General features: G+C 68.9%; 16 protein-coding genes and 1 pseudogene. 12 read left to right on the top strand and 5 right to left on the bottom strand.

The window, feature by feature from the left end; genetic code table 11:
- The 5 genes from VF697_RS28545 to VF697_RS28525 form a co-directional block, all read left to right on the top strand.
- Window positions 1–634, top strand: a 634-nt coding sequence (locus VF697_RS28545) for an SDR family oxidoreductase (RefSeq protein WP_331099894.1), incomplete at its 5' end; no start/stop codon positions are given.
- Window positions 635–657: 23 nt separating this feature from the next.
- Window positions 658–1,371: a histidine phosphatase family protein gene (locus VF697_RS28540; protein WP_331099893.1), complete on the top strand. Its 714-nt coding sequence runs from the start codon at window positions 658–660 to the stop codon at window positions 1,369–1,371.
- 19 nt (window positions 1,372–1,390) lie between these two features.
- Entirely contained in the window at window positions 1,391–2,605 is a 1,215-nt protein-coding gene (locus VF697_RS28535) for an acyl-CoA dehydrogenase family protein (RefSeq protein WP_331099892.1), read from the top strand.
- Window positions 2,602–3,687 (top strand): phosphotransferase family protein, encoded by a 1,086-nt coding sequence (locus VF697_RS28530; protein ID WP_331099891.1) that lies wholly within the window; start codon window positions 2,602–2,604, stop codon window positions 3,685–3,687. Before VF697_RS28535 ends, VF697_RS28530 begins: the two co-directional genes overlap by 4 nt.
- A gap of 60 nt (window positions 3,688–3,747) precedes the next feature.
- Window positions 3,748–4,626, top strand: a complete 879-nt coding sequence (locus tag VF697_RS28525) for an alpha/beta hydrolase (RefSeq protein ID WP_331099890.1) — start codon at window positions 3,748–3,750, stop codon at window positions 4,624–4,626.
- A gap of 46 nt (window positions 4,627–4,672) precedes the next feature.
- Here VF697_RS28525 and VF697_RS28520 read toward each other — a convergent pair whose 3' ends face one another.
- From VF697_RS28520 to VF697_RS28510, 3 genes are all read right to left on the bottom strand, one after another.
- Window positions 4,673–5,236: a regulatory protein RecX gene (locus VF697_RS28520; protein ID WP_331099889.1), complete on the bottom strand. Its 564-nt coding sequence runs from the start codon at window positions 5,234–5,236 to the stop codon at window positions 4,673–4,675.
- Between the two features lie 107 nt (window positions 5,237–5,343).
- Complete coding sequence (locus tag VF697_RS28515) at window positions 5,344–7,287, bottom strand: hypothetical protein (protein WP_331099888.1); 1,944 nt, start codon at window positions 7,285–7,287, stop codon at window positions 5,344–5,346.
- A gap of 13 nt (window positions 7,288–7,300) precedes the next feature.
- Window positions 7,301–8,455, bottom strand: coding sequence for a DUF3142 domain-containing protein (locus VF697_RS28510; protein ID WP_331099887.1), 1,155 nt, complete (start codon window positions 8,453–8,455; stop codon window positions 7,301–7,303).
- Window positions 8,456–8,689: 234 nt separating this feature from the next.
- Between VF697_RS28510 and VF697_RS28505 the strand changes: the two genes are divergently transcribed.
- The gene (locus VF697_RS28505) at window positions 8,690–11,728 is read left to right on the top strand and encodes an error-prone DNA polymerase (RefSeq protein ID WP_331099886.1); all 3,039 of its coding nucleotides are present in this window, start codon (window positions 8,690–8,692) and stop codon (window positions 11,726–11,728) included.
- A gap of 23 nt (window positions 11,729–11,751) precedes the next feature.
- Here the strand turns inward: VF697_RS28505 and VF697_RS28500 are convergent, their stop codons facing one another.
- Window positions 11,752–12,678 carry an NAD+ kinase gene (locus VF697_RS28500; protein WP_331099885.1) on the bottom strand — a complete coding sequence of 309 codons (927 nt, stop codon included), beginning with the start codon at window positions 12,676–12,678 and terminating at the stop codon, window positions 11,752–11,754.
- Entirely contained in the window at window positions 12,671–13,648 is a 978-nt protein-coding gene (locus VF697_RS28495; protein WP_331099884.1) for an SPFH domain-containing protein, read from the bottom strand. Before VF697_RS28495 ends, VF697_RS28500 begins: the two co-directional genes overlap by 8 nt.
- 108 nt (window positions 13,649–13,756) lie before the next feature.
- On the opposite strand from VF697_RS28495, the gene VF697_RS28490 reads away from it, so the two are divergent.
- From VF697_RS28490 to VF697_RS28465, 6 genes and pseudogenes are all read left to right on the top strand, one after another.
- Entirely contained in the window at window positions 13,757–13,927 is a 171-nt protein-coding gene (locus tag VF697_RS28490) for a hypothetical protein (protein ID WP_331099883.1), read from the top strand.
- Between the two features lie 58 nt (window positions 13,928–13,985).
- On the top strand, window positions 13,986–15,416 hold the full coding sequence (locus VF697_RS28485; protein WP_331099882.1) for a hypothetical protein: 1,431 nt from the start codon (window positions 13,986–13,988) through the stop codon (window positions 15,414–15,416).
- The gene (locus VF697_RS28480) at window positions 15,413–15,784 is read left to right on the top strand and encodes a DUF2019 domain-containing protein (protein ID WP_331099881.1); all 372 of its coding nucleotides are present in this window, start codon (window positions 15,413–15,415) and stop codon (window positions 15,782–15,784) included. Before VF697_RS28485 ends, VF697_RS28480 begins: the two co-directional genes overlap by 4 nt.
- Window positions 15,785–15,814: 30 nt before the next feature.
- Window positions 15,815–16,063: pseudogene (locus VF697_RS28475) on the top strand (DUF2019 domain-containing protein); the annotation flags it as partial.
- Window positions 16,064–16,291: 228 nt separating this feature from the next.
- On the top strand, window positions 16,292–16,642 hold the full coding sequence (locus tag VF697_RS28470) for a DUF2019 domain-containing protein (RefSeq protein ID WP_331099895.1): 351 nt from the start codon (window positions 16,292–16,294) through the stop codon (window positions 16,640–16,642).
- Between the two features lie 62 nt (window positions 16,643–16,704).
- Window positions 16,705–17,298 (top strand): alpha/beta hydrolase (locus tag VF697_RS28465; protein ID WP_331099880.1); only part of this gene is annotated, 594 nt, incomplete at its 3' end.

The raw sequence follows: 17,298 nt of genomic DNA, 5'->3' as shown, positions 1-17,298 counted from the left end.
GGAGGTGGCCGGCGCGCTGGGTGAGGCCGCGCGCGCCTGGAAGCTGGATGTCACACAGGAGGCGGACTGGGCACGGGTGGTGGACGAGACGCTGGCCACCTTCGGCCGGCTGGACGTGGTGGTGAACAACGCGGGCATCGGCATCGCCAAGGACGTCGAGACCATCTCTCTGGAAGAGTGGCGCCTGGTGCAGGCGGTGAACCTGGACGGCGTGTTCCTGGGCTGCAAGCACGCCATCCGGGGGATGCGGCAGTGCGGCGCGAAGGGCTCCATCATCAACATCAGCTCGGTGGCGGGACTGGTGGGGGCGGCCGACCTCCCGGCGTACTGCGCGAGCAAGGGCGGGGTGCGCCTGCTGACCAAGTCCGTGGCGCTGCACTGCGCGCGCAAGGGCTACGGCATCCGGTGCAACTCCATCCACCCCACGTTCATCGAGACCCCCATGGTGGACGGGCTGGCGAGCCTGGGCGGTGACATGGCGGCGGGCAAGGCGAGGCTCGCGCGCGTCATCCCCCTCGGCCACCTGGGCGAGCCGGACGACATCGCGTACGCGGTGACGTACCTGGCCTCGGAGGAGTCCAAGCTGATGACCGGCTCGGAGCTCGTCGTCGACGGCGGCTCCACGGCGATGTGACGGGCGCGGAGAGGAGGCAGCGGATGGGAGTGTTGACCCTGGTGCGGCACGGGCAGACGTCCGGCGAGTGGTACGACCGGGACCGGCTGTCGGCGCTGGGCGAGCGTCAGGCGGCGAAGCTGGGCGAGGCGTGGACCGCCGTAGGACGTGCGTGGGAGGCCGTGTACGTGGGCCCAGCCCGACGCCACCAGCAGACGTACGAGGCGGTGGCGGCGGCCTACCGGGCTCGGGGGCTGGCGTTCCCCGAGCCGGTGGTTCTGCCGGAGCTGGACGAGTACGCCGCGGAGCCCCTGTTCCGGGTGCTGCTGCCGAAGCTGGCGGAGCGGGACGAGTCGGTGCGGGCGGTGCTGGCCTCGGGCGCGCTGGAGGGGCCAGGAGGGGAGCGGCGGTTGTTCCGCCTGCTGGAGCCACTGGGGCGGGCGTGGGCGCGGGGCGAGCTGGCGGACCCCTCGGTGGAGCCCTGGAGCGCGTTCGTGTCGAGGGTGCAGGCGGGGCTGGCGAGGATGACGCGCGAGTCGGGGAAGGGGGCGGAGGTGGCGGCGTTCACCTCGGCGGGGACGACGGCGGTGGCGACGGGGCTGACGCTGGAGACTCCGGCGGACAGGGTATTCGCGCTGAGCATGGTGGTGTGGAACACGGCCTGTACGGACTTTCTCTTCTCGGGGGGACGGCTCTCCCTGAGGAGCTTCAACGGGACGGCGCACCTGCCGGAGCCCGACCTGCAGACGATGCGTTGAGTCTCACGGAGACGAACCCATGGATTTCACTCCCCCGGAATCACTGAAGACGCTCCTGCCGGAGGTCCGTCGCTTCATCCGAGAGAAGGTGCAGCCCCTCGAGGGCCCCCTCCAGGCGAAGGGCTTCCACGCGCTGCAGCCGGAGCTGGAGACGCTCCGGGCCCAGGTGCGCGAGCTGGGCCTCTCCTCGCCGCACATGCCCAAGCAGTACGGCGGCGCGGGCCTGTCGCTGATGGAGTTCGCGCACCTGGCGGAGGAGCTGGGACGCAGCCCGCTGGGACACTACGTGTTCAACTGCCAGGCGCCGGACGCGGGGAACATGGAGGTGCTGGCGCACCACGGGACGGCGGCGCAGAAGGAGCGCTTCCTGAAGCCCCTGGTGCGCGGGGAGATCCGCTCGTGCTTCGGGATGACGGAGCCGGAGCACCCGGGCTCGAATCCGGCGTGGCTGGGGACGCGGGCCCGGCGCGAGGGGGACGCGTACGTGCTGGACGGGCACAAGTGGTTCACCTCGGGCGCGGACGGCGCGTCCTTCTGCATCGTGATGGCGGTGACGGATCCGGAGTCTCCGAATCCCTACCTGCGGGCGAGTCAGATCATCGTCCCCATGGACACGCCGGGCTTCCAGCGGGTGCGCAACATCCCGGTGGCGGGCGAGGCGGGCGAGGGGTGGGCGAGCCACTCGGAGGTGCTGCTGGAGAACTGCCGGGTGCCGGTGGATAACCGGCTGGGCGAGGAGGGGATGGGGTTCGTGATCGCGCAGCACCGGCTGGGGCCGGGGCGCATCCACCATTGCATGCGGTGGCTGGGCATCTGCGAGCGGGCGTTCGACCTGATGTGCGAGCGGGCTGCGAGCCGGCAGCTGTCGCCGGGCAAGCCGCTGGGGACGCGGCAGATGGTGCAGGAGTGGATCGCGGACTCGCGGGCGGAGATCAACGCCGCGCGGCTGATGGTGCTGCACGCGGCGTGGAAGATGGAGAAAGAGGGGGCGACGGAGGCGCGGGATGAGATCTCCACCATCAAGTTCTACGCGGCGAACGTGCTGCAACGGGTGTTGGATCGCTCCATCCAGACGCACGGCGCGATGGGGCTGACGGACGCGACGCCGCTGGCCTGGTGGTGGGGACACGAGCGGGGTGCGCGCATCTACGACGGAGCGGACGAGGTGCACAAGTCGTCGCTGGCGCGGCGGATTCTCGAGCGCTACGGCATGAAGAAGGTGAGGGAGGAATGAGCATGCCCGAGTGGATGGATCGGACGCGGGCGGTGCGTCCGGGCGAGGAGCTGGACGTCGCGTGGCTGGAGAAGTACCTGGCCGAGAAGGTGCCGGGGCTGACGGGGCCACTGGTGGTGGAGCAGTTCCCGGGCGGGCACTCGAACCTGACGTACCTGCTGCGGATGGGCGAGAAGGAGCTGGTGCTGCGCCGGCCCCCGTTCGGCGCCAAGGCCATCAAGGCCGGGCACGACATGGGCCGCGAGTACCGCATCCTCAGCGGGCTGCTGCCGGTGTACCCGAAGGTGCCTCGGCCGCTGGTATTCTGTGGCGAGGGCGAGTCGCCGATGGGCGCGCCCTTCTACGTGATGGAGCGGGTGAGCGGGGTCATCGTCCGGGCGAAGCCCCCGAAGGGCATCGGGCTGACGCCGGACTTCATGCGGCGGCTGTCCGAGAACTTCGTGGACAACCTCGTCGAGCTGCACGCGGTGGACTGGCGCGCCGCGGGGCTGGGGGAGCTCGGGAAGCCGGAGGGCTACCTGGGCCGGCAGGTGTCGGGCTGGACGGAGCGCTACGGCAAGGCGCGCACGGACGACATCCCCGAGATGGAGCAGGTGGCGAAGTGGCTGGCGGGGCACCTCCCAGCCGAGCTGGCGCCGACGCTGATCCACAACGACTACAAGTACGACAACTTGGTGCTGGACCCGGAGAACCTGCCGCGCATCCGGGCGGTGCTCGACTGGGAGATGGCGACGATCGGCGATCCGCTCTCGGACCTGGGCATGGCGCTGGCGTACTGGGCGCAGGCGAACGACTCGGAGGAGCGGGTGGCGCTGCCGTTCGGGCTGACGATGCTGCCGGGGAACCTGACGCGCGAGGAAGTGGTGGCGCGCTACGCGGAGAAGAGCGGCAGGGACGTGAGCGGGATCGCGTTCCACTACGTGCTGTCGCTCTTCAAGGTGTCGGTGATCGCCCAGCAGATCTACTACCGCTACAAGCAGGGCCTGACGAAGGACGAGCGCTTCGCGGCGATGATCTTCGGTGTCCAGATCCTCTCGAAAATCGCGGCCCGTGCCATTGAAACGGGCAGCATCCGCCCCTGAGCCCCGATGAAGAACGCGACGTCACCAGGTTCCGCGAGCAGTCATGATCATGTCGTCGAGGTGGCCCAGGCCGCCTACCTCGGCCGCTGCGCGCCGGGATACCGCACGCGCCGGGTGCACTGGTCGGGCGGCACGACCCAGGCGATCGAGGTCGGCGAAGGGCCGCCGCTGCTGCTCCTCCACGGCGGCCTGGGCGAAGCGGTCCAGTGGGGCAACATCCTCTCCTCGCTCGGCCGGAGACACCGCGTGGTGGCGGTGGACCGGCCCGGACACGGCCTCGCGGATCCCTTCGATTACCGGGGCGTGGACGTGCTGGAGCACGCGCGGCGCTTCCTCGGCGAGATCCTCGACGCCGAGGGGCTCTCGTCCATGCCGATCGTGGCCTGCTCCATGGGAGGCCTTTGGTCCGTCGCCTTCGCGCTGGCTTACCCGGAGCGGGTGCCTCGGCTGGTGCTCGTCGGCTCTCCGGCGGGGATCACCCGCACGCTGCCCCTCCAGATGAGGCTGGGGATGTTGCCGGGGCTGAAGACGCTCGTGCGGTCGATGATGCGGAAGCCGACGCGCGACAGCACCCGCGCCTTCTACAAGCAGATGCTCGTCGCGCACCCGGAGCGTCTGGAGGACGACTTCCTCGATCTCCTGACCGCGAGCCAGCGTCGCAACACCCCGAGCTGGTTCACGCTGCTCGACCAGACCGTCGATATGTTTGGGATGAAGACGGCACTGGTCCTCGGCGACCGCTGGAAGGACCTCTCGGTCCCGACGACCTTCGTGTGGGGCGAGAGGGACGTGTGGGCCGCGCCCGAAGCAGGCGAGGCCGTCGCATCAACGAACGCACGGCTGCGCATGGTTCGGGTTCCCGACGCTGGCCACGCGCCCTGGCTCGATGCTCCGGAGCTCGTCGTCGAGGCGATCGAGAGGGCACTCGCGAGCGAATGAAGGAGGCGTGGGCCTTGGATGGCGACCCGCTCGATGTCGAAGCGGGCTACTCGGGGTCCGAGTCGATGATCTTCTTCGCGATCCCGAAGGAGAACCCCGCCCTGGCCAGCGAGGCGAGGTCCCGCTGCCGGTTCTCCTCCCGGGTCTGGGGTTTGGTGCGGAAGGGGCCCAGTCGCTTCTTCCTCGCCCAGATCTTCGCGGCCTCTTCCTCGGAGAGCTCCGCTGTCGCATCGGCCAGCTTCTTCGTGACGAGGTCCGCGGCGACGCCCTTCATCCGCAGCTTCTGGGCAATCATCCGGGAGCTGCGGCCCGAGGCGCGCAGCGAGTGGGCCTTCATCCCGGCATAGGCCTCATCGTTGATGAGCCCGCTCTGGGTGAGCTTCGTGATGAGCGTGTCCATCCAGCCGACCGCCTCGGCGCGGTCGCCGCCGTGAAACTTGATGGACCTGTCGACCTTCCGCTGGAGCACGCGCTTGAGCTGGCTCGAGGTCGCCGCATACCGCTTCAGGTAGTGCAGCGCGGCGTTCTCCAGATAGCGAGGAGACACCTTCCGGGGTTGCTTCTGCGGGCGCGCAGCCCTCTTGCTTTGTTCGCCCTGTGTCTCGTCCATGAGAGATCGGATGTACCACCCAGGGCTGACTCATGCAGTCCAATCGTCCGGTGGCAGCCGAGGGGAGGAAGGCGGGTAGGCGTGTGCCTGCTTGCTCGGGTGCGCCACTACCCCGGGGGATGTCTCTCCGTGCCTCGGCGTTTGCGACGGAAGAAGAGCGCGGCGCCCATGATGGGCAGCAGCAGGATTCCTCCTCCCACCGTCGCCAGCGTGCGGAGCCGCCAGCTTTCCCACGGCATGGCGAGCTTCTGGGCCCGCAGTCGCTCGAAGTCCGGCTCCGGGCAGCTCTGGCCGAAGATCATGCCGATGCTCGCTCCGTTCTGGACGTAGGTGTGCCAGAGGCGCTGGACCCGCTCCGGATCGCCGGGCAAGAACCGCGCGGCGTGACAGAGGAGCGCCGCATACGCCTGGCTGCGGGGAGGCACCAGCGTCGCCGCCTCCTCGAGCAGATCCGCCGCTGTGGAGCGGTAGTGGAAGCGCACCGCGTGCGGCGGCGCGTGAGCCGTCAGACGCTGGCGCTCGGCGTCCGCGGTGGGCTGCTCCTGCGCATCCAGGGCGCCCAGGTCGTATTGCCCCTCCACCCAGGTCCAGTCGGGCGCCACCTCGGTGCCCATCAGCTCCATGCCGGCCGTGCGCGCGAGCCGCGCCGCCACATGGAGCGCCTCGGCCTTGTCCACGTCGGCCCCCCAGGCCGACCGTCCCCGCGCGAGCGCCTCCACGTACTTGCGCGCGGGCTCCTCCCACTTCGTTCCCCGGAAGTACTCCAGGGCCTGTGGACCGTTTCCGCTCCGCATCAGGCGCCGTGCGAGCACCAGGCGCAGACGCGAGACGACGTCCTGGCCCTCATCGAAGAAGGCCTGCTCGGGCTGGCACCGGGCCACCGGGTCGGACGCGTGGGCCGCGATGAGCTGCTGGAGCTCCTCCACCGTCAGCACGCGCTCGGCCACGTAGGCGATGTCCTGCCAGGAGCAGCTCGCCATCGCGCGCTCCGCCGCCTGCGTGAAGTCTCCCCGCACGAGCGCGAGCAGGGCCCGCTCTCCCTCCACGCGAGACCTCGGGCGCCGCGAGCCCATCAGCTCGGGAGCGCTCGACCAGTCATCCGTCTCCGGCAGCCCCTCCGCGGCCTCGGCGAGGAGTCGCTCCGCCTCGGCCCTCTCCCCCCGGCGCAGCGCCAGCTTCGCCCTCACCCAGGTGGAGAGCGGGGTCTTCTCCTGTCCGGCGAAGCGCTCAGCCAGATCGAAGCGGCCCGCGCGCCACGCTCCCGCCGCCAGCCGATCAGCCCCGGCCAGCCCGGGCACGGCCGCGAGCGCATCCATCAGACGCGGCAGCGGATTCGGGAGCTGCTCATAGTCCTCCGTCCACACCTGATCCTGCCCACGCGTCCAGGCGTAGGTCGCGAGCAGGCGCTGCGCCAGTGGATCCTTTAACGCCTCCTTCAGGCGGGCCTCTTTACCCCGGGCAATCCCCCGCGCCACCATCAGCAGCGAGGTGGCTCCACTCGTGCTCCCGTGGGCCGCCTGCTGCGCGTAGAGCTGGATGGCCCCCGCGTCATCGCCCTCACCCAGGTGTATCCGCGCCTCTTCTCCCAGGCTCGCCACCGCCAGGCCCAGCGGATCGTGGAAGCCCTGGCGGACCAGCTCGCGCACCGCGTTGAAGCGCTCCCGCGCCTCCATCGCTGAGTCGGCCGTCCGTCCCAGCATGTAGGCCGCGAAGGTGGAGAAGTGACGGCGCTCCTCCTCGGGCAGCGCGAGCACCTCGAGGAAGCGGGCACGGGCCTCCTCCCAGCTCCCCGCGTGGAAGGCCTTCGCGCCGGCCTGGTACAGCTCCGTCTCGCGGGCCCCGCCGCTCGTCCGGGCTCCCTCCGGCTCCCCGCCTTCGACCACCCGGAAGTCATCCGCCGGCTTCGGCAGCAGCCGCGAGGCCTCGAGCAGGAAGGCCCCATCGGGCAGCTCCGCCAGCGTCCGGGCCCGGTTGCCCAGGTACTCGGGGGGGAAGTCGGGGCCGCAGGCGCTCGCGCGGCGCACGGGGGCCAGCAGCGTCAGGACCAGCACGCACGTCAACACGCTACGGAACAGCAATGGCCACCTCGGTTCCCCGCACGAAGCCGACGACCCGGCGCTCGCCCACGCGCAGGCGGGGAGGCGTGCGCGCCACGAGGGAGGCCCCTCGCGCGGCGTATCCACTCACGCCATCGAGGATCTCGAGGTTGCCGGAAAAGGTGAGGCGCGCGGGAGCATCCGCATCCACGCGGCCGGTGTTCTCGACAACGATGTCCAGCGTGCCCCCACCCACGTCCACCAGTCGCGGGAGGAGCTTCGGGACGAGTGGCTCGCCTCGCACCACCGCCGTGAGCGTGGGGAGGCTCCAGGCCTCCGGATCGCCCCGGTGGCCGAGTCGGAACCAGAGGATGCCCACCACTCCCGCCACGGGGCGCTCGCGCAGCCCGGCGAGGAAGCGCGCCACCTCTCGGGGCTCGGCGGACAGGAGCGTCCCATCACGCAGCCGCACGCGGTAGGTGGGCAGCGCCACGTGGAAGGGGCGGCTGGTGGCCTGGGACCAGGCCTCGGTGAAGCCCCGTGCCTCCTCGGGAGTGAAGAGCGTCGGCGCGCGCACCGCGTGTACCTGGAGGACGATGTCGTCGGGAATGGAGACCAGCCGGGTGAGCGCGGGCGAGGTGCTCCACGTGGGCAGTGCAGTAATGGAGAGCGCCAGGTCCCCGAGCGCCGCCCGTTCGCGCGCCAGCCAGCCCGCGTAGCTGTCCAGGGCGGCGGTGGCGCAGTCGTGGTCGAGCTCGATGCCTCGCACGCGCACTCCCCGGGCCCGCCAGGACCGAGCATGCGCGACGACCTCCTGGAGCGAGATGCCGTCGAGCGGCGCCGTGCCGTCCACCCGCATCACCGCCACGACCTCGCGGCCACTCCGCGCCAGGGCGGCCACATCCACCGCCACGTCCACCGGCGTACGCGCCGACCCCGACCGCTCCCGCGCCAGCACCCGGAGCGCTCCCAACTCGGCGGGCGCTTCCGTGAGGGCCTGGCCCAGCTCCGGGCTCCAGGCGCGCTGCCAGACATAGGTCTCGTGGAGGAGCACCCGGGACGGCTGCTCACTGCCTCGCGAACAGGCGAGGCCGAGCGCGAGCAGCAGCACGCCCACCCATGCCGGGGCATGCCGCTTCCGGTGCTCCCGAGGAGAAGTTGTCTGGTGCCGGCGAAGCGACATGACGTGAGCCTAACGCACCACGGAGACGCACAGGATGGACACGGATGCGTGCTGCTTCGCACGAACGCCCTCCTCGTTCCCAGCCTGCGATCAGACGTCTTGAGTTCGCGCCCGTTCACGCACTTCACGAGAAGGTCATGCCGGGTGATCCCACTTCGGCGGTGACGTGACACGACCGGTAGACTGAACAGACCTACTGGGGCGGGCCTTCCGCCTGAACGCCTGCCCAGTAGGGTGGCGAGCGTGTACGCCGAGCTCGTCTGCCGCTCGAACTTCTCGTTTCTGCGCGGGGCTTCCCACCCCGAGGAACTGATCCAGGCAGCGGCGGCGCAGGGGCTGTCCGCCGTGGCGCTGGCGGACGGGGACGGCCTGTACGGGGCGGTGAAGGCGCACCTGGCGGCGAGGGAGGCGGGCCTCAAGTTCCTGTTGGCCAGCGAGCTGACGCTCATGGATGGCCCGAGGGTGGTGGTGTACGCGCAGGACGCGGCGGGCTACGCGAACCTGAGCCGGCTCATCTCCAAGAGCCGGATGATGCACCCGAAGGGCGAGGCGGGCCTGCCCTGGCGCGAGCTGGCGGAGGGCAACCAGGGCCTGCTGGCGCTCCTGCCGCATCCGGTGCCCGCGGAGAAGGTGGCTCCCCTGGCCGAGGCCTTCCCGGAGCGCTTCTACGTGGGCGTGAGCCGCTCGCTGTCCTCGGGGGACGAGGCGCGGGTGGCCCAGTCGCGGGCGCTGTCGAAGGCCCTCGGGGCGCCGCTGTGCGCGCACAACGACGTGCACACGCACCACCGGAGCCGCCAGCCGCTACAGGACGTGCTCACGGCCATCCGGTACAAGACGACGCTGGGACAGCTCGGGACGCGGCGGCTGCCCAACGCGGAGCGGACGCTGAAGGGGCCCGAGGAGATGGCTCGGCTGTTCGCGGACTGTCCCGAGGCGCTGGAGCGCACGCTGGAGCTGGCGAGCCGCTGCCACGCGACGCTGGACGGGCTGCGCTACCACTTCTCGGAGCAGGACCTGCCGCCGGGACACTCGACGGCGACGTGGCTGCGCGAGCTGACGTACCAGGGGCTCCAGGTGCGCTACCCGGGAGGCGTCCCGCCCGAGGTGGTCAAGCAGATCGAGCACGAGCTGAAGCTGATCGCGGCCCTGGACTTCGCGGGGTACTTCCTGGCCATCTGGGACATCGTCCGGTTCGCGCGCTCGCGGGGGATTCTGTGCCAGGGGCGAGGGAGCGCGGCGAACTCGGCGGTCTGCTACGCGCTGGGCGTCACGGCGATCGATCCGGTGCGGATGGGGCTGCTCTTCGAGCGCTTCCTGAGCATGGAGCGCAAGGAGCCGCCGGACATCGACGTGGACTTCGAGCACGAGCGGCGTGAGGAGGTCCTTCAGTACGTCTACGAGAAGCACGGCCGGCACCGCGCGGGCATGGTGTGCGAGGTCATCTGCTACCGGGGACGACTGGCGCTGCGCGAGGTGGGCAAGGCGCTCGGGCTGTCGTTGGACCAGGTGGACCGGCTGGCGAAGGTGGCGGGCTCGCACGGCGGCGAGATGTCGACCGAGCTGCTGAAGGAGGTGGGGCTGTCGGAGGAGGACCGGCGGGTGCGGCAGACGCTCGCGCTGGCGCAGGAGATCGAGAGCTTCCCGAGGCACCTCTCCATCCACGTGGGCGGGTTCGTGATCACGCGCGAGCCGCTGGTGGAGATGATTCCCGTGGAGAACGCGGCGATGAAGGGCCGCACGGTGGTGCAGTGGGAGAAGGACGACCTGGAGGCGGTGGGCGTCCTGAAGGTGGACCTGCTGGGGCTCGGGATGCTGACGGCACTGGCGAAGTGCCTGACGTTCATCAAGGAGCACTACGGGCGCGAGCTGTCGCTGGCCACGATTCCGGCGGAGGACCCCCAGGTCTACGAGATGCTGTGCAACGCGGACTCGATCGGGGTGTTCCAGATCGAGAGCCGGGCGCAGATGAACATGCTGCCGAGGTTGAAGCCGCGGTGCTTCTACGACCTGGTGGTGGAGATCGCGCTCATCCGCCCGGGGCCGATTGTCGGAGACATGGTGCACCCGTACCTGCGGAGGCGGGAGGGGCGGGAGGCGGTGGAGTACCCGTCGGAGGACGTGCGGAAGATCCTCCAGAAGACGCTCGGGGTGCCGCTCTTCCAGGAGCAGGCGATGAAGCTGGCCATGGCCGTCGCGGGCTTCACGCCAGCGGAGGCGGACGGGCTGCGCCGGGCGCTATCCCACAAGCGGGCCGAGGAGCGGCTGGGGCCCTTCCACCAGCGCTTCGTGGAGGGCGGGGTGGCGCGGGGGTACACGTCCGAGTACGTGGACACGCTGTTCCGCCAGTTCCGCGGGTTCGCGCACTACGGCTTCCCGGAGAGCCACTCGGCGAGCTTCGCGCTGCTGGCCTACGCGTCCTCCTGGCTGAAGTGCCACTACCCGGCGGCCTTCACGGCGGCATTGCTGAACTCACAGCCGATGGGCTTCTACGCGCCCCACACGCTGGTGGCGGACGCGCAGCGGCACGGGGTGCGAGTGCTGAACGTGGACGTGAACCACTCGGGGTGGGACTGCACGCTGGAGGAGGGTGGGGCGCTGCGACTGGGGCTGCGGATGATTCGAGGACTCCAGGAGGCGGCGGGGCGGCGGGTGGAGACCCTGAGACAGGGCCAGCGGTACTCGAGCATCGGAGAGCTGGCGCGGAGGACGCGGGCGCCCCGGCACGAGCTGGCGCGGCTGGCGCTGGCGGGGGCGCTGGGGAGCCTCAGCGGCTCGCGGCGGGACGCGCTGTGGGAGATCCAGGCGCTGGGCCCGCTGGAGGAGATGGACCTGTTCTTCGGGATGGCGATGGACGGGACGGAGGTGGCGCTGCCGCAGATGAACGTGGCGGAGCGGGTGAGCAAGGACTTCGAGACGGTGGGCGTGTCGCTGGAGAAGCACCCGCTGGAGCTGCTGCGGCCGATGCTGCGCAAGCGTGGGGCGGTGACGGCGGCGGGGCTGGAGCGGGTGCGAGCGGGGGCTCGGGTGGCGGTGGGAGGGATGCTCATCTGCCGGCAGATGCCACCGACGGCGAAGGGGTTCTGCTTCCTGTCGCTGGAGGACGAGACGGGGATCGCGAACCTCGTGGTGACGCCGGACATGTACGCGCGGTTCCGTAAGGACATCCACGGCGCGCTGTTCCTGGTGGGGCAGGGGACGCTGGAGAAGACGGGGAAGGTGACGAACGTGAAGGTGCAGCAACTGGAGGCGATCGCTTCCGCGCTCCAGGGTTGACCCTTCGCCCCTCGGCCGTGTCTTCAGTGAACGACGAGCCGGGCGCGCTGGGCGGCCGGGCGCACCCGGGCCGTGGTGCCCGCGTTGAAGGCGAGGAAGTCCTCCTCCACACCATCGCTGAAGATGACGCCCCCCGTGGGCATGCGGGACTCCACCTGCAGCTCCGTCTCCGCGCTGACGAACCCGCCCACCATGCTCGCCGCCGAGTGCCGGCTGATGAAGGGCTCGCGTACCACGAAGGCCAGCCGAGGGTCCTCCCAGGCCATCCGCCACGTCTCGCCCGGTGTGCCTCCGGTGGCCTCCGTGAGCCCTCGGGCCAGCGTGAACACCGAGGACAGCCAGCCGCTCGAGCCCGCTCCCGTGGAGACGATGATGCCGCTGGAAGACTGGGACTCGGCGCGGCGCTCGTGGTGCAGGGTGTAGCGGGCGGAGACGTGGGTGCGCGCCCCGAGGAACAGGTCGTTGAAACCGAGCAGCCGCTGGCCGTCGCTCAACACGGCCTCGGCGAGCGTCACCTCGCGGAAGCGGGCGCGCTCCTCCAGCACATGGCGCACCGCCACCCGGGCCGAGTCCACGCCGAAGGGCAGCAGTACACCATCAATGCGTGCCGGGTCCGGGTTGACGCCGACGAGGGGCTGCGTCCCTACGTACTTGGCCACGTTGGCCACCAGGCCGTCCTGGCCCACCGTCACCACCAGCTCCTTGCCGGTGAAGAGGAAGGTGGGCACCAGCGCCCGGTCCACCTGCTGCACCGGCAGGCCGAAGTCCAGCATCCCCCGCAGTCCGTCCAGTGCCCGGCGGTAGGTGTCGTCCTCCCGCGCGTAGTCCTCGAAGTCCTGGCCGGCGTGCTCCAGGTAGAAGCGCGCCTGCGAGCGCGTGTTGAACCGCTCCACCAGCTCGGCGAGCCGCGTCTTTCGGGTGACGAGGACGATCTTCTCGTACTCAGCCATGGCGACTCGGGTTGCCCGACGGGGCCGAGAGCAACGAGCGCAGCAGGTCCGGGGACACGTTCAGCTCGCCGATCTTCCCCGCGTTCTCCGCCATCTCGCGGAAGGCGAGCGCGATGTTCAGCTTGGGATCATTCCCTCCGCCGGCTGCCGCCATGAGCACCTTCCAGTCCATCTCCCGCACCGGGGCGAGCGTCTTCTCCAGCGCGTAGGCCTTGGCCTCGGCGGCCTTGCGCTCGTTCTCGCTCCAGCGCTCCATGAAGGACGAGCGCTGCTCCTCCACGGCGATGTCCGCGGCGATCTGCGCCTCGCGGATCCGCCGCTTGCCTGCCTCCACGGACAGCTCGGTGGCGATCTCGCTCTCCTTGATGCGCCGCTCCTGCTCCACGGCGGCGTTGCGGCGGGCGTAGATGGCCTCGTCCGCGCGCCGCTGGAGGGCCTCGCGTGCCTCGGCCTCCAGGGCCCGCGCCATCTCCGGGGTGGGACGCGTCGAGAGAAGCGCGAAGCCCTGCACCTCCACACCCAGCATCCTCACCGCCTCCATCTCCCGAAGCGCCGCGAGCACCTTGCCCTCGAGGGTGGCCGCCTGAACGAGCACCTCCCGCAGGGGCATGGACTGCACCACCGTGCGGGCGCGCACCTGAGCCAACTGGACGAGCCGCTCCTCCAGCTTCGAGGGATCCTCCGAGACGTACTCGCCCGAGGGCCGCACCGAGTAGTCCAGCAGCCCGGCGAGCAGCCTGGGGTCGGCCACGCGGTAGGTGAGCTGTCCCTGGAGGGTGACGGCCTGGAAGTCCTGCGTCACCTCGTTGAAGACGAAGGGCACGTCCGAGCTGGCGAGCGGCACGGACACCACGGTGGTGGTGGGCGCCCAGTAGAAGAAGGAGAGGCCCGGCCCCTCGCGCTTCACCCGACCGTCCTTGAACTGCATCACGTACGTCGTCGGCGGCGCCTTCATGTACCGGATGCTCATGGCCCTTCTCCGTCTTGTTCGTGTCCTGTTGACACCAACATAGTGTAAAAAGGACACGAGTGCAACACGGAATGAGTCCGCGGGAGCGTCCTCTCAGGCCCCCGCTCCGTGCATCGGGTGTTCCACTTCAAGCCCCCGGTCTACCCGTACCTCATCGCCGCGCGCGTGGAGCAGGGGGCGGCGTGGTTGGCGCGGAGGATGGACGAGGTTGGTTTGCTCGAGGCCGCCGCTCGCGTCCGGCACCACTTCGGACTGATGGGCGAGCGGAGGTCCGGCTAACGTACACCTCCACGAGCGGCGGGCTGTCACCCCGCGACTCGCCAGGAGCGGTGCGGCCATGTCTACTCGTCCTTTGCCCTACTTGGGTGAGCGGCGGCGCTCGCGCGTGGGGGCGCTGGCGCTGGTGGCGCTCGTGCTCCTTGGCGCGTGTGCCACGGGGGCACCTCCTGGCGCCCGGCTGACGGCGTACGACGACCCGTCGCCACCGCCACGGGATTCCCTGAAGACACGAGAGCAAACGACGGCCCTGGGCGAAGAGGAGGGCAACGGCGCGCTCGTCTTCGCCAGGTTGCCCACGGACTTCGAGCCGGTGCGGGTTGGGGACGCGGAGTTCCAAGCCGCCCTGGTGACACTGGTGCTCGACATGCCGATGCGGGTGGCCTCCTCTGCCTCTGGACGACGCGGCGGAGGGTTGGCGCCCGGCTCCGGGGGTTCGGGCGCAGAAGCGGGGCAATCCGACCTGGTGCCGTCCTATGGGCGGTATTGCGAGCGACGCGGCACTCCAGGTGATTGCCTGACGCTGTTCGATGACAGCCCCCACCTGCAAGCCGACGACAAGCGCAACATTGCCCTGGCCCTGGCGGTGGGACCGGCCCTGGAGGGCGTGGGCACGGAAGTACGGGCCATGCTCGACCCCACGCGGGTGCTGGCGACCGTCAGCATTGCGATCACGACGTACATGGCGCTCCTGCTTGCGCCAGAGCCGGTCACGAAGGGCGTAGCCGCCGCGTTCACCGTGCTCATGTGGGGCTATCTCGGATGGGAGTTCTTCGACCTGATCCGGGCGTATGCGCAACTCTCCGAGGACTCGGCGCGCGCCACCACGTTCGCGGAGCTGCGCGAGGCAGGCGAGCGGTTTGGACGAGTCATTGGCCCCAACAGCGTGCGCATTCTCGTCATGGTGGGGACGGCGGCCGTAGGTGAAACCGCGGCGCTCGTGTCAAAGGTGCCGAAGCTACCCGGCTTTGGGCAGGCCTCGCGGACAGTAGAACTCAACGCTGGCCTGAGCATGGTGGACGCGGCAACCGGGGTCGAGCGGGTCATCGTCTCCGTGCCCGAGGGGACGATCCGAGTTGTCCTGCCAGTTACGGCTGTTGCCATGTCGGCCCGGAGCGGCGGTGGCAAATCCTCCGTAGGGGGGAGCGGGACTCCCAAACAGGGCAGGCGACTTCCCAACGGTCATCGCGCGTTCAAGTCCTTTGATGACTTCAAGGATTTCATGGGGCCAGCAGGCGAGGGCAAGCAGTGGCACCATATCGTTGAGCAGCGCAAGGTGAATGTTGAGCGTTTCGGTCCCGAGGCCATCCACAATACTGAGAACGTGATTGTGGTTGATAAATCAAAGCATGACGCAATAAGCGCCTTTTACTCGTCCAAGTCCCGGGATACGGGTGGTCTGATAGTGCGTGAGTGGCTTCGTACGAAGTCCTATGAGGAACAGCGCGCTTTCGGATTGAGGGCCCTTAGACAGTTCGAGGTCATTCCATGAAGAAGGCAGAGGTGAAGAAACTCTCAACGGAACAGCTCGTCGAAAAAACCAGAGTTCTATCCGCTGACAGGTGGCGTGCTATTTATGCGGGTAAACCCAAGGACGGAAACCGCATGTTCGATCTTCTTGTCGCAATCGACAGGGAGCTACGTGCGAGAGGTCTCGATGCGCAGCGTCAATTGTTGAGATTGCTCGATGATCCAGACCCGGGCACCCGTTGCTGGGCTGCGGCATCGGTCTTGGAGTTCGCACCGGACGAGGGGGAACGGGTGCTTGCCGAACTTGCCAAAGCTCCTAACGGTCTGGTTGGCTTTTCAGCGGAGTTGACGTTAGAGCAATGGAAAGCAGGTACCTTCAAGCCTCTTTGAGTTCCTTCTTGCGGAAGAGGGGCATCGATAATGAAGCTTGAGGCGCTTGTTGCGGCATTCGCCCAGCACACGGCAGCGCAGACCGATGCGATTTTTCGTGGGGACGCCAAGATGGGAAACAGGCACGCGAAGAAGCGCATCGCCGCGTTCAAGAAGCTGCGCTCCCATGGGGATGCCGGACGGGATGCACTCACCGTGCTCTTTAGACACCCGCGCATGGATGTTCGCGTCATGGCTGCGGCGTACCTGCTCCGATACCGAACTGCGGAGGCCAAAGCTGTGTTGACGGAGACATCGAAGGGGATCGGCCTCGCTGCTTTTGGGGCGTCCGAAACATTGCAGCGTTGGGAAGAAGGAACTTGGTCCTTGGACCCTGCCGACGTTGCCGAGAACAAGGAGTCGACGGGCCAGGTAGTTCAGCCGCGTCAAATTTCACGCAGAAGAAACAACGGGTCATCTACCGACCAGCTTGGGGTTGATGGACAAAGACACAAACGGAATTTGCAAGTGAGTCTCGGAAAGCTGGTGAATGATTTTTCCCGGCACGTTGCCGCGCAAACGGACGCTGTTTTCCGGGGGGACGCCAGAACAGGCAACCTACACGCAAAGCGTTATGTTGCTGCTTTCGAGAAACTTCGAGGTCATGGTGACGCAGGACGAGCAGCACTCATGGTTCTGTTAACGCATCCTCGTATGGATGTGCGTGTCGCGGCTGCGGCGCATTTATTGCGTTATCGGACAGCGGAGGCCAAGGCTGTTCTACAAGAGGTAGCAAAGGGGGAAGGACTGGCGGCTTTCGAAGCACAGGAGGCTCTGAAACGCTGGGAAGAGGGTGCTTGGGCCTTGGATCCTGAGTAGGGATGGGAGCGTTGGTGCGTTAAGCTTCCGCTATGGGACGTCTTCTCCAAAGGGCGAGGCGGATGCTGCTCGTGATTCTGGCCACGCTGGTCATCGCGTACGTGGGCCTCTGCCTGCTGGTGTTCCTCAACCAGCGGCAGATCGTGTTCCCGGTACCGCCGGGGGCCCGCGAGCCGACGCTGCCCGGCGCCACGCTCCTGCGCATCCCCGGACCCGAGGGAGCGACGGTGTACGCGCTGCATGTGCCCGCGCCCGCGGGAGCTCCGACGGTGGTGCACTTCCACGGCAACGGTGAGCAGCTCGCGAGCACGGAGTGGCTGGCGCAGCACTTCCAGGAGGAGGGGCTCGGCTTCTACGCGGTGGAGTACCCGGGCTACGGGCTCGCGGGGGGGCAGGGTCTTTCCGAGACAGGCATCTACGCCGCAGCGGAGACCGCACTGGAGCATCTACACGGGGCGTTGAGCGTGCCTCGGGAGCTCACGGTGCTACAGGGACAGTCGCTCGGCTCGGGCGTCGCGGTCGAAATGGCGAAGCGGGGCCACGGCGCGCGGCTGGTGCTCATCACGCCGTACACCTCGATCGTGGAGGTAGGGGCCAGGGTCTTCCCGTGGTTGCCCGCGAGACTGCTCGTGAGGGACCCGTTCGACAACGCGGCC

This window comes from Archangium sp., from assembly GCF_036388035.1.
Taxonomy (GTDB): Bacteria; Myxococcota; Myxococcia; order Myxococcales; family Myxococcaceae; genus Archangium.
The sequence above is the reverse complement of the archived record's forward strand: the minus strand, read 5'-3'. Positions and strand labels throughout refer to the sequence as shown.

What these genes read in the sequence shown, in the direction of transcription:
- VF697_RS28540 (WP_331099893.1), top strand. Translation starts at nt 658, where the DNA reads ATGGGAGTGTTGACCCTGGTGCGGCACGGGCAGACGTCCGGCGAGTGG.
- VF697_RS28535 (WP_331099892.1), top strand. Translation starts at nt 1,391, where the DNA reads ATGGATTTCACTCCCCCGGAATCACTGAAGACGCTCCTGCCGGAGGTC.
- VF697_RS28530 (WP_331099891.1), top strand. Translation starts at nt 2,602, where the DNA reads ATGAGCATGCCCGAGTGGATGGATCGGACGCGGGCGGTGCGTCCGGGC.
- VF697_RS28520 (WP_331099889.1), bottom strand. Translation starts at nt 5,236, where the DNA reads ATGGACGAGACACAGGGCGAACAAAGCAAGAGGGCTGCGCGCCCGCAG.
- VF697_RS28510 (WP_331099887.1), bottom strand. Translation starts at nt 8,455, where the DNA reads ATGTCGCTTCGCCGGCACCAGACAACTTCTCCTCGGGAGCACCGGAAG.
- VF697_RS28500 (WP_331099885.1), bottom strand. Translation starts at nt 12,678, where the DNA reads ATGGCTGAGTACGAGAAGATCGTCCTCGTCACCCGAAAGACGCGGCTC.
- VF697_RS28495 (WP_331099884.1), bottom strand. Translation starts at nt 13,648, where the DNA reads ATGAGCATCCGGTACATGAAGGCGCCGCCGACGACGTACGTGATGCAG.
- VF697_RS28485 (WP_331099882.1), top strand. Translation starts at nt 13,986, where the DNA reads ATGTCTACTCGTCCTTTGCCCTACTTGGGTGAGCGGCGGCGCTCGCGC.
- VF697_RS28480 (WP_331099881.1), top strand. Translation starts at nt 15,413, where the DNA reads ATGAAGAAGGCAGAGGTGAAGAAACTCTCAACGGAACAGCTCGTCGAA.